The organism is Paenibacillus dendritiformis, from assembly GCF_015845845.1.
Classification (GTDB): domain Bacteria; phylum Bacillota; class Bacilli; order Paenibacillales; family Paenibacillaceae; genus Paenibacillus_B; species Paenibacillus_B dendritiformis_C.
On record NZ_LDIG01000137.1, the window covers coordinates 1 to 12,249 of the forward strand.

Genomic DNA, 12,249 nt, shown 5'->3' on the forward strand with positions numbered 1-12,249 from the left:
GTTGCCGTTTGGCTCCAATGGTCGAAGTCGCTAAAATGCTGCAAAATCACTACGATGGCGTTGTTCGCTGGTTCTCGTCAAAGCTGACGAATGGCCTTCTGGAGGGAGTGAATAGCTTGTTCCAGGCCGCCAAACGGAAAGCTCGCGGATACCGTTCCGAGAAAAACATCATCGCCATGGTGTACGTTCTGGCGGGCAAACTTAACTTCACATTGAAATAAGAAAAGAACTGGCTACAGCATGGAGCCACGCATCGCTCGCACCTGAACCAATTCCCTTGTCCAGCCACCAGTATGTCCATTTACTGGCATGTTTATGCTGCTACAGAAGGTGAACGCAGAGCGAAGCATCTATACCAATTCCCTTGTCCGGTTTTCAAAGATTTTCAAAGGGTTGATAGAACCATTTGTTCTCATAACATTGCTAGTGGCGAAGAGCCATTTGGCTCAACGTCTGTGCCATTTGATTTAGCTGCTCCGCATTTTTCATTAGGGTGGACATATCCAGCAGCTGTTGATCCGTGAACTTCACGAGTGTCGTGGCATGCTCCGCGTTCTTCTCGGCGATGTGCGCGATTTCGTTAACGGATGCAAGCACTTCCTCGGAGCCGGCGGACATTTCTTCCGTCACGGCCGACGTGTCTTGAATTTGGCCTGCCATATCGGTAATTTCCGATAAGATGCGCTGAATCAGTTTCACCGAATTTTCTACCTTGTAAATGCCATCGGCGACGCTTTCCCGAACGTCATCCATCGACTCGACGGCCTTGGAGGCATCCATCTTCGCTTCTTCGATCAGGTCGGTGATTTCGCGCGCGGAGTTCGCCGAGCGTTCCGCCAGCTTCCTTACCTCATGGGCAACGACGGCAAAGCCTTGACCATGCTCGCCGGCGCGGGCGGCTTCTATGGAAGCAGTGTTTTGGCAAACCGACCTAATTCTTTATAGATCTCGGTTTCAATGCCTCCGTTTTTTGAAGGTGTCGCCTTGCTGTTTTCCGGCCGGTTCATATATGAGGTGATGGTGTCATCGGCTTGGCGGATGATCGGGCTGGCGGCCAGGAGCTGCACATTTTCCTTCACCGTGTCGAAGTAAAGAGACATTCTGCCGTCCACCTGTGAGACTTCATTCGTAGTCGATGTCACGAAATTATCGGTGATTTCCTTTACCATGCTATTGTGCACAATCACGCCAATTAAAGAGATAGGAATGAGAATCGTCATTAAAAAGGCTAGAATCAGTTTCAGCTTAATGCTTCTTAACATAGAGCCCCTCCTCTAAGATGTTTGCAGGTGTGAACTTCCAAGAAAATTCGACAACAATCAGTAAAAATCGATTTGAGTATTTATCGTCCAAGAAATGGGCTTTTTAATACAAAGGTCGGGGACAAGCGGTTTTCAGACCGAAAATGGATTGATATATTACGAGAAGCCTGGATCTCTGGCCGTCAAAGCTAGATTCATTGCAGGGTGACAGGGCAGGAGGGATTGGCGGAGGATGAATATGCAGATATGTAGTTTGAATTTTGAATAGGCAGCATGCTCGCCCAAGCGGATGTGATGCGCGATTATCAATCAGGGAGCGGATTTTCCTAAATGAAGGAGGAGAGGAATCGGCCGCACGAGTACCTGTTACATTTGTGCTCTAGCCATGTTAATGCACCTATCTGAGAGTCACAGTATTCTCTTCCGAAAATAACAACATGCGATGAATGTTTAGGTTGAAGAAAGAGCAAAAAGATGGTAGACTTATCACAGAATCGTCAAGTTCATTAGATCGTCATATTTCGGACGCCATATACAGCTTCATTGGGTCTGGTTGTTTGAATACGAGTACGCCCAAGACCGCCAGAAAACGACATTTTCTGACGGCCATGAGCTGCGAGTACATAGGTTGTTCATTGCCAAGGACAAGGAGTCTGGCTGTCTCACGAAAGGCGGTATGCTTATTTGACGCCTTTCATATAGCTTTGAATCTTCGGAGACAGCAGGTAGAGCAGAATACTCAGCACGAGGGCTGCCCCTCCAATCACACCAAAGTAAAGCATCTCGGTTTCCGGTGTGTAGAACTTTACGATTTGGGCGTTAATGGCTTGAGCCGCGGCATTGGATAAGAACCATAGGCTCATGGTTTGGGCCGTGAAGGCAGCGGGCGCGAGCTTCGTCGTAGCCGAGAGGCCCACCGGCGACAAGCACAGCTCTCCGAGCACGACGACGAAATAGCTGAGCACGAGCCACAATGGGCTGACGAGCGAAGCGGGTCCGCCCAAGTAAGCCGGCAGCAGGATGATCAAGAAGGACAAACCTGCAAACAATAAGCCCAGCGAGAATTTTTGAGGGATGGTCGGTTGGCGATTTCCGAGCTTCACCCACAACCAAGCGAATACAGGCGCCAGTATAATTATAAAGAGCGGATTCAGGGACTGGAACCAGGCGGGTGAAATATGGATGCCTGCGAATTCCAATTGGGTACGTTTGTCTGCATAGTTGGCAAGAATCGTGGACCCTTGCTCCTGAATGGCCCAGAACATAATTGAAGCAATGAACAAAGGAATGTACGCAATAACCCGGGAACGCTCGACGGGCGTTGTTTTAGGACTGCGGTACATAACGACAAAGTACAGGGTGGGGATCAGGATGCCTAGAATCCCAACCAGCTTGATAAACGTGTCGAAAGTCAACACGCCAAATGCAATCGCAACCGCGATCAAGGCGCCCAATACAACGGCACCCACACCCAGAACCGTAAACACCTTTTTCTTCTCAGCGGGTGAGAGCGGGTTGACAACAATCGTACCGGCAAGACCTAGATATTTGGATCGGGTTGCCACATAAACAGCCAAGCCGATGAACATTCCGACAGCAGCAAGACCGAAACCAAGGTGAAAATTATTCATCCCGACGGTTCCTACAACTAATGGAGAGAGGAATCCCCCAAGGTTAATCCCCATATAAAAAATGCTAAATCCCGCATCTCGGCGGTTATCCTGTTCGCCATAAATTTCCCCTACTAAACTGGAGGCATTAGGCTTCAAAAGACCGGTCCCTAACACAATCAAGATCATAGATACAAAGAATAGCGAAGCATTTCCCGGTACGGCCAGCACGATATGACCCAGCATGATCAAGATACCGCCATAAAAAACGGCTTTCGACGTACCCAAAATCCGGTCAGCCATCCAGCCGCCGATTATTCCCGACATATACACGAGTGATCCATAGATGGACATAATGGCGAGCGCAGTATTCTCCGGAAACCCGAGTCCGCCCCGCGACACTTCATAGTACATAAAGAATACAAGAATGGCCCTCATTCCATAATAGGAAAATCGCTCCCAAAACTCGGTGAAAAAGAGAGTAAACAAGCCTTTGGGATGCCCGAAAAATCCCTTTTGCGGAACACTCTCTATAATCCTCTTTCTGTCATTGCTTGCCATAGCAACGCTCCTTTAATAAAATAATCCTTTAACGTAATGAAGCTTTATATTTTTTTATTATAATACCCTAAATCGTATGACTGCAATCATTTCGAAGTGACAATATAAGACAATGCCGGAAAAGACTACGCTATTAATAACTATGCAATATTCATTCTCAGCATGTTAGTCTTATTCTCGCCGAGAACGAACACATCCCGGACAGCTGCCGCGGTTATCCTGCGGCGCTGGCTCGATCGGAAGTGAATAAGCCGTTATAGGAACAGGCGTATGTAAGCAGAGAACCGCTTCCATTAGGAGGCGGTCTCTGTTTTTTTCGTGGCTATTTTACCGGAATATACCTAATATAACACTACCATCTCCACCAAAAATACTATATCGATGTTGCTATTTACCGCCCATGATCAGTTTTTGAATAGGGTCGCTTGTAATCCTGGTTATTAGGAACTTCTTCCTGGACCCAGGGATAAGAGAGAAGAAACACCTTAACTGTATTTTTGGTCATCGCATTGCTCCTGAATCTAGTGTTTCCGCCTTCCTTTGCGAGTGCGCTTGAAGGATTGCCGGTTGACTCGGCGGGAGTTGGCGATGCGGGGCGGTCTATTTTTTATTTGCGCAGACCAAGCACAATGAGCATCGCGACCAGTCTTCGCAGCGCGATTCCTATAAAAACAATCTTTTGGCACGGGACATCTGCAATCGGCGCATTCTATCTTGTCATCATAGAATTTACTATGGAAGATAGAAGCTCAACATCATAGCGATGAAGTCACTCTTTCTACCGCAATCGGATAATTTTTTCTTCCAGATAAAACTGTTTCTGAAGAGAGCTGATGAAAAGTGACCATCGAGATCAAGCAGCGATTGCTTCCCGACGGGCGGCCGAACAAGCCGAGCCGGCCGATGAAGCCGCAATATATTACCGTTCACAATACGGATAACACCGCCCCCGGCGCTACAGCGGAAGCGCATAGCCGATATATTCTGAACGGGAGCGGCGGCACGCAGACAAGCTGGCACTACACGGTAGATGACCATGAGATCTACCAGAGTCTGCGGGATGATGAGCAGGGCTGGCACGCGGGCGACGGCAACGGCCCCGGAAATACGTCGTCCATCGGCATCGAGGTCTGTATGTATCAGGGAATGGACGAGCCGTTGGCGTGGCAGCGGGCCGCGGAGCTGATCGCTCTGCTGGCCAAGCGGCACGGCATCGGGCTGAACGCTGTCGTACCGCACCGCCACTGGAGCGGGAAGGCGTGCCCGTCCCGGATTCTCCCGCGGTGGCAGGAGTTTATGCAATTGGTAGAAAAAGCAATGAAGGCAAATGATAAGCCGGTTCCCCCCGATATCATCGGCCACTGGGCGGAGGCGGCGATCAGAGCGGTGATCGAGGCCGGAATTATGGTGGGCCGCGACACCGGGAACTTCGAACCGAATCAGCCGATCACCCGCGCCGAGGTAGCTGTGGTCGCTGAGCGGTTACTGAGACGTATAGCAAAATAACCCTTGAGAAAAAATAGGCCGACAAAGCTTATGGCTGGCCTAATCCATATGAGGAAAACCGATGAGGCAATCCCCTTTTCAGATAACCCGGAGCGCAAGCTTCGGTAATTTTTTTGCCTTTTATGCGCTAAATCATAGCTTTAACATAATCGGAAAATAATAAACATAATTTTCGGATATATAGAAAATTATTTTCCTGAAAGCATTTACAATAAGGTTTTTGTCTGATAGGCTATGGGTAAGCAGCAATCATACATCAATCAGAAGGAGCGATGACGGTATGGGGAACAGGCTGAAGTATGACGTGGTCGTCATGGGGGGCGGCATCTCGGGAGCGATGGCTGCCGTTGCGGCATCCAGCTTGGGGGCGAAGACCCTGATTGTAGAGTCGCACGGCTTTCTCGGCGGGACGCTTACCGCGAATGGGGTAGGCCCGATGATGACCTTCCATGCGGGAGAGAAGCTTGCCATTCAAGGATTTACGAACCAGTTGATTGAACGGCTGAAGAAGCAGGACAAGTCGCCGGGGCATATTTTCGATACGGTCGGCTTCACGTATTCGGTGACTCCGTTCGATGCCGAAGCGATGAAGCATGAACTGGAGCTGATGGTCACCGAGAGCGGCGGGGAGATTCTGTACCATACGATGCTGGCCGGCGTGAAGACCGAGGGCGGGCGAATCGTCAGCATCACGGTGTGCAATAAATCGGGTCTGAGCGAGATCGAGGCGTCCGTGTTCATCGACGGGACGGGCGACGGCGATTTGTCCGTCGGCGCGGGAGCCGAGTTCACCAAAGGCAGGGAATCCGACGGGGCCATGCAGCCGATGACGTTGAAGATGAAGATGTACAACGTCGATATTTCGAAGGTGAAGCAATATATTCACGCCCATCCGGAAGACTTTCCGCTGTATCAGGGCGACACGTCCATCATCGAGAAGGCTCCGCGCCTGTCGGTAGGCGGGTTCGACAGCCTGTTCAAGCTGGCGAAGGAGAGAGGCGAGATCTCGATCCCCCGGGAAAATGTGCTGTTTTTCGAGACGAATAACCCGGGCGAGGTCATCCTGAATACGACCCGGATTCTCGGTCATGACCCGACGGATGCGTTCAGTCTGAGCAAGGCGGAGATGGAAGGCCGCAAGCAGTGCCGCGAGCTGGAGTTGTTCGTGCGCAAGTATATTCCGGGCTTCGAGCATGCGATCGTGGAATCGACCGGACCGACTATCGGCGTTCGGGGTTCCCGCCAGATTAAGGGCGTGTATACGCTGACGGCCGAGGATCTGCTGGAGCAGCGGTTGTTCGAGGATACGATCGCCCATTCCGGCTACCCGATCGATATCCATAGTCCGGACGGCGAAGGAACGAAGCATCGGAAGCTGGAATGGGGCGGCATGTACAGCATTCCTTACTCTTGCATGATCACGGAATCCGTGCACAACCTGATCGTCATCGGCAGATGCATTTCGGCTACCTTCGAGGCGCAGGCCGCGATGCGGACGACGCCGACGACGGGGGCGATCGGCCATGCCGGCGGCGTAGCCGCCGCGGTAGCCGCGAAGAACGGCATCGGCGTGCGGGATGTGGACATCAAGGAAGTGCAATCCGTACTTAAAGCGCAAGGCGCTTATTTAGAAATATAGATGAACCTGAGCAGGATAAGAACTTGATTCGAGAGGGGAAATCATCGTGACATCGTTAATGTGGGTTCAAGCCATCGGCATTTTACTTGTCTTTCTTGTGTTCGTCGGGTTAATGATGACCCGGAAGCTGCCGACCATTCTCGCCCTGCCCTTGATGGCCATTCTGTTCGCCGTCATCGCCGGCGTGCCGTGGATGTCGAACGATCCCGAGGCGACCACGATTGCCAAGACGATTCTGTCGTCCGGCTCGATGCGGCTGTCCGGCGCCATCGCGGGCTTGGTGTTCGGGGCCTGGTTCGGCCAAATTTTGAATAAAGTCGGCATTACGAAGTCGATTATCCGGAAAGCGGCCGAGCTTGCAGGCGACAAGCCGGTGCTGATCGCGGTCTTGTTTTTCGCAACCGCATCCATTATTTTCTCGGCGGCCGGCGGACTGGGCATGGTCATCCTGGTCGGTACGATCGTCATTCCGATTATGCTGACGGCGGGCATTTCCCAGTTCGTCGCCTCCATCGTCGTCATTTCCGCCGTCGGCGTCGGCGCGCTGTTCAACGTCTCCAACTGGGCCGTCTATGTGGACGTGCTCGGCCTCTCGGTGCAGACGATTGCGGATTATACGCTGGTCGCCGCGCTGCCGCTCATTCTCGTATCGTTGGCGATGATTATTTTCTACATCCGGCGGGACGGCAAGGGCCGCAAAGCATGGGCGATGCCGACGGCTTCCGGCGGAGAAGGCAAAAAAGTGCCTGCCTTTGCCCTCATTAGCCCGCTTGTGCCGGTCATTCTCGTCTTTGCGTTCAAGCTCGACATCGTGCCGGCGGTGGTCATCGGGGCGTTGGTTACGATACTGCTGACCTGGCCGAAGCGGCCGATTCATATCCTGTCCAGCGCGCTGGTGGAAGGGATTCAGGACGTCGCCGGCGCGATGGCGCTCATGATCGGCATCGGCATTCTGTTGAATTCCGTCATGGCGCCGCAGGTATCGGCGCTGATCAGCCCATTGATTGAAGCGGTGCTGCCGACCAGTCCGCTCATGTACATTCTGTTCTTCACGGTGCTGTCTCCGCTCGCCATCTACCGCGGGCCGCTGAACGTATGGGGGCTGGGCAGCGGCATCGCCGCCCTGTTCGTGTCGGCGGGCATGACCCCGGTCGCGGCGATGCTGGCTCTGCGCGTCGTCAGCAACGTGCAGGCCGTGTCCGACCCGACCAACTCGCATAACGTGTGGGTGGCGGATTTTACGAAGAGCGACATTAACGATATTTTGAAAAAGACGCTTCCTTGGATGATGGCCGCGGTGCTGATTTCGATGGTGTTCGGGTCATTTATGGTCTTTTAGAAGAAGCTAGAATCCGGGCGGAGACTTGCGGGTGTCCGCCCGTTGCCGCAGGAGGAGAACGATGAAGAGAAGAAAAGTAAGGGTTGGAATCGATGTCGGAGGCACCTTCACGGATGCGGCCGTCATTGATAATGAGACGTACGAGGTTATCGGGAAGATGAAAATTCCGACGACACATCATCATGAAGACGGTGTGGCGAAAGGGATTGTAGACATATTGAAGCGGATTTTGGAGAACGAAGCCATTTCCCCGGACGATGTAACCTTTATTGCCCACGGCACGACGCAAGCGACCAACGCCTTGCTGGAAGGGGATGTGGCCAGCGTCGGCATTATCGGCATGGGTTCCGGACTTGACGGCATGAGCGCGCGCTCGGAGTCGAATCCCGGAGATATCGAGCTGGCGCCGGGCAAATATTTGAAGACCTATCATACGTATCTTGATTCCAAAAATTTGCGGGACGAGGATATCGAAGCGGCGATTGACGAGCTCGCGCGGCAGGGAGCGGAAGTGATCGTCGCTTCCGAGGCATATAGCGTCGATGACCCGGCCAATGAGCTTCGCGTCGTCGAGATCGCGAACCGCAAAGGGATGTACGCCACCGGCGGGCATGAAATCTCCCAGTTGTACGGACTCAAGACACGGACAAGAACGGCGGTCGTCAATGCCTCCCTCATTCCGAAAATGATGGAAACGGCAAATATGACGGAGAAATCGGTCAAGAACGCGAATATTCAATCTCCGCTTATGATTATGCGCTGCGACGGCGGCGTCATGAGCATCGATGAGGTTCGCAAGCGTCCGATTTTGACGATGCTGTCGGGGCTTGCCGCCGGTGTCGCCGGCGTCCTGATGTATGAGAAGGTGTCGGACGGCATCTTTTTCGAGGTCGGCGGCACGAGCGTCGATATTTCCGTCATCAAGAACGGGAAGGTCATGATCAAGAATGCTCAGGTCGGCGGGCACCGGACCTATTTGCAGTCTCTGGATGTGCGCACGCTCGGCATTGCCGGCGGAAGCATGATCAAGGTGGCGAACGGAAAGATCATCGACGTCGGTCCGCGAAGCGCCCATATCGCGGGCAAGGACTACGAGGCGTTCGCTCCAGCGGATCAGATCGTCAACCCGAAGGTCAAGTTCGTCAGCCCGCGGGAAGGGGATCCGGCCGAATATATTATCTGCGAGAGCGAGAACGGCAAGGAATTCTCCTATACGCTGGCCGGCGCGGCCAATATTCTCGGTTATATTCCGGAAGGCGATTACGCGCGGGGGAACAAGGAAGCGGCGGTGCGGGCATGGGAAGCCTTTGCCGCTCATGTCGGCCTGAGCGTCGAAGAGGCAGCCAGACAGGTCATGGATATTGCGATCGACAAGACGATGAAGACCGTCAATGAGATGATCGAGGACTATGAGCTGGATCGCTCGTTCGTGACGCTGGTCGGGGGCGGCGGCAGCGGCGCCGTGCTCGTCCCGGCCATGGCGGAGCGGGAGAGGTTCCGCTTCCAGATCGCGAACAACGCGCCTTACGTGTCGACGATCGGCGTCGCCCTGGCGATGGTGAAGGAGCAGTTGGAGAGAACCGTCGTGAATCCGACGGAAGAAGACATCAAGCGAATTCGCTCCGACATCGTCGAACGCATCGTCCAATCGGGCGCCAACGAGGACACGGTCGAGGTGACGATCGAGATCGACAGCCAGAAAAACATTTTGCGGGCCATCGCGACGGGCTCGACAGAGCTTCGCTCCAAAGATCTGGGCCAGGAAGCGCTGTCGGTCGAGGAGATGGCCGCCATCGCCGCGAGCTCGGTCGATCAGCCGGCGGACGGCATGAAGCTGGCGTCCCGGTGCGGCCGCTGGAGCCTGTTCGTCGGCGAGGAGACGAAGAAATCGTTCTTCGGTCTGATCAAGAAGAAGACGAACTATGTGAGCGTGCTCGATCGGGAGGGTGTCGTCCGGTTCAAGAAGGGGAACGTTCATTTTGCGAAGGTGGCCAAAGCCGAGTTCGGGAATCGGCTGCAGGACTTTTTGGACGACAATACGATCTACTCCGATGCGAACGCGACCATACCGAAGGTATTCGTCTTTTATCGGGAGAAGATGCTCGATTTGACCGGGATGCAGACGAAGGAGCAGTTGATGTCGATTCTCGAGATCGAGACGGAAATGCTGAAAGAGGAAGAAGAATTGATCGTCGTTGCCTATCAATAAGGAGGGGAAGGTATGCCGGACGAGGTCATCCGCCGCTTGACGGAAGGGGGAGGATCCGATGAATGGCTGGCGTGCGCGGAGCTGGAGCAGGATCCTCTTTTCCGCAAAATACCGAAGGAACGAATTTCGTACTATGTAAGCATGTCGCTGAAGCGGGGCAGAGAGACGGCGGCTGTATACAAGGGCAAGCGCAAGTCCATCCGGGATCTGTGTCACATGGAAGGCTTGCGGTATGAAGTGACGAACCGGTCCGGCACCTTCCACAACGTCAGCTTCCGCGCGCAGATTGATTTCGCCCAGAATCCGCCGGCAATTATCATTTATGCCTCGTCGCTCCGCAATATGCGGCAGGCGTACCGGACGGTGATGGGGAAGGGATGCGGGGAGCCGGAACAGGAACTGGATAGGCTGATTGACATTCATTTGGCGCATGAGTTTTTCCATTATACGGAGTACCGGGCGGGGCAATTCACGAATGAGACGCTGGAGCCGATTGAGATTTTCAAGCTCGGAAGCTGGTATACGAAGCGATCCAGCATCGTGAAATGCAGTGAAATCGCGGCGCATGCGTACTGCAAGACGATGCTGAACCTGCCCGTTCTGCCGAATGCGCTCGATTACGCTTTTCTAGTCGAGACGGGGGCAATGGATGCAGCCGAGCTTCGCCGGCGGGCCGAAAATTGGAAAATGATGTTGGCTTGATTTTCTCATAACTTCCCTTGATATGATATAATGGGGTGTGCTAGCGAGGTTACCGGATTCGCATTTTTTCCCATTGGCAGTCAGGAGGAGGTACCATGTCTTCACAGGTTCCGGCGGTCATCGCAAAAATTGTATCGCAAACGCAAAAATTAACATACGGCGAAAACCAAATCGCCAATTTCGTTATACACAATCCGGAATTCATCACCCGTAACACGATTACGGCGATCGCGAATGAAATCGGCGTGTCCGAGACAAGCATCAACCGTTTTTGCAAAAAGGTGGGCTTCAAAGGCTTCAACGATTTTAAAATCGCGTTCGCCCAGGATGCGTTTTACCGGGATATGCAGGCCAAAAAGAAGGAGCGGCGCGAGATCAACGTCATTGATGCGCTGGCTCTCGATTATAACGAGCTGATCGTCAACACCTCGGCGCTCATTACGGAAGCCCAGCTTCATCAAGTGGTCGAGCTGCTGAAAGGGGCTCGCAGAATCGTCCTCATCGGATTGTTCGATTCATTCCTCGCGGCCATGGCCTTGAAGAACCGGCTCGCGATTATAGGCATTCATGCCGATGCCATCAACGACAGCAGGGAAATGAAAATCGCGGCCTCCCAATGCGGTCCGGACGATGTCGTGATCGCCTTCTCGCGTTCGGGTTCGACGCGGGAGATTATTGACGCCGTCTCCATCGCGCAGGTCAATCAGGCCAAGACGGTGGCGGTTACCTGCTACGATTCGTCGCCGATTACGGAAAATGCGGTGGTCGATATTATCGCGCCGGATAAAATTTCGGTCAACAACAGCGCCTTCATGTCCAACCATATCACGTTTCTGTTTGTCGTCGATCTCATCATGAGCGTATTCATTTCATCGGATAAGCAGTATTTGAAGAAAAAGCTGGACAGCGAAGGGATACTGGCAAGCGATCAGTCGATAACGAATTATTTTCTGTGATGGCCGGAAAGACAGACGCTCCCGCGCGGCGGGAGCGTTTTTTTTATGGGCTTTAGTCCGTTGAGTGCGTGAAACGCACGAAACAAAAAACCACCCGCTATGCGGGTGGAGGGATCGAGGGTTTGACCAACAAGACCATCCCGATAAAATTGAGATGTTCAGGCTCAATGAAAGGAATGGTCTTAGATGGCAAACAAGAACTATAGTCTAGCTCACACGAAGTGGATGTGCAAATACCACATTGTGTTCACCCCGAAGTATAGACGGAAAGAGATTTATAATCAAGTGAGAAAAGACTTGATTGAAATCTTCAAGCGTTTATGTAAATACAAGGGAGTGGAGATCTTAGAAGGTCACATGATGCCAGATCATGTACATATGCTATATAAGTTGAACTAAAGAATATCCACTACTATATCAGACTCCATCCGCACACAGAGACGGTCGATGATTGCTTGAGGTTCT

General features: G+C 52.7%; 10 protein-coding genes and 1 pseudogene. 8 read left to right on the forward strand and 3 right to left on the reverse strand.

Translation table 11 applies throughout. From position 1 onward, the window contains the following. Window positions 1-221 (forward strand): transposase (locus ABD76_RS12845; protein ID WP_197257414.1); only part of this gene is annotated, 221 nt, incomplete at its 5' end. Between the two features lie 202 nt (window positions 222-423). Here ABD76_RS12845 and ABD76_RS29530 read toward each other — a convergent pair. The 3 genes from ABD76_RS29530 to ABD76_RS12855 all read right to left on the reverse strand — a co-directional run bounded on the left by ABD76_RS29530 (window position 424) and on the right by ABD76_RS12855 (window position 3,433). After that, window positions 424-936: a methyl-accepting chemotaxis protein gene (locus tag ABD76_RS29530; protein WP_338125116.1), complete on the reverse strand. Its 513-nt coding sequence runs from the start codon at window positions 934-936 to the stop codon at window positions 424-426. Next, complete coding sequence (locus ABD76_RS29535) at window positions 903-1,262, reverse strand: cell wall metabolism sensor histidine kinase WalK (RefSeq protein ID WP_242069550.1); 360 nt, start codon at window positions 1,260-1,262, stop codon at window positions 903-905. The genes ABD76_RS29530 and ABD76_RS29535 overlap by 34 nt, the downstream gene beginning before the upstream one ends. A 680-nt stretch (window positions 1,263-1,942) precedes the next feature. Further along, a complete protein-coding gene (locus tag ABD76_RS12855) occupies window positions 1,943-3,433 on the reverse strand; it encodes a peptide MFS transporter (protein ID WP_197257418.1) in 1,491 nt (496 codons plus the stop codon). An 840-nt stretch (window positions 3,434-4,273) separates the two neighbouring features. Between ABD76_RS12855 and ABD76_RS12860 the strand changes: the two genes are divergently transcribed. The 7 genes and pseudogenes from ABD76_RS12860 to tnpA all read left to right on the forward strand — a co-directional run. Then, window positions 4,274-4,939, forward strand: a complete 666-nt coding sequence (locus tag ABD76_RS12860) for an N-acetylmuramoyl-L-alanine amidase (protein WP_197257420.1) — start codon at window positions 4,274-4,276, stop codon at window positions 4,937-4,939. Window positions 4,940-5,219: 280 nt separating this feature from the next. After that, entirely contained in the window at window positions 5,220-6,578 is a 1,359-nt protein-coding gene (locus ABD76_RS12865) for an FAD-dependent oxidoreductase (RefSeq protein ID WP_197257422.1), read from the forward strand. Between the two features lie 46 nt (window positions 6,579-6,624). After that, window positions 6,625-7,917: a citrate transporter gene (locus ABD76_RS12870; protein WP_338125114.1), complete on the forward strand. Its 1,293-nt coding sequence runs from the start codon at window positions 6,625-6,627 to the stop codon at window positions 7,915-7,917. Window positions 7,918-7,978: 61 nt separating this feature from the next. Then, complete coding sequence (locus tag ABD76_RS12875; RefSeq protein WP_197257424.1) at window positions 7,979-10,126, forward strand: hydantoinase/oxoprolinase family protein; 2,148 nt, start codon at window positions 7,979-7,981, stop codon at window positions 10,124-10,126. Window positions 10,127-10,138: 12 nt separating this feature from the next. After that, the gene (locus tag ABD76_RS12880; protein WP_197257426.1) at window positions 10,139-10,828 is read left to right on the forward strand and encodes a hypothetical protein; all 690 of its coding nucleotides are present in this window, start codon (window positions 10,139-10,141) and stop codon (window positions 10,826-10,828) included. 95 nt (window positions 10,829-10,923) lie between these two features. Beyond that, the gene (locus ABD76_RS12885; RefSeq protein ID WP_168181905.1) at window positions 10,924-11,784 is read left to right on the forward strand and encodes a MurR/RpiR family transcriptional regulator; all 861 of its coding nucleotides are present in this window, start codon (window positions 10,924-10,926) and stop codon (window positions 11,782-11,784) included. Window positions 11,785-11,970: 186 nt separating this feature from the next. After that, window positions 11,971-12,177 (forward strand): annotated as a pseudogene (gene tnpA / locus ABD76_RS12890) (IS200/IS605 family transposase); the annotation flags it as partial. Window positions 12,178-12,249 lie beyond the last annotated feature (72 nt).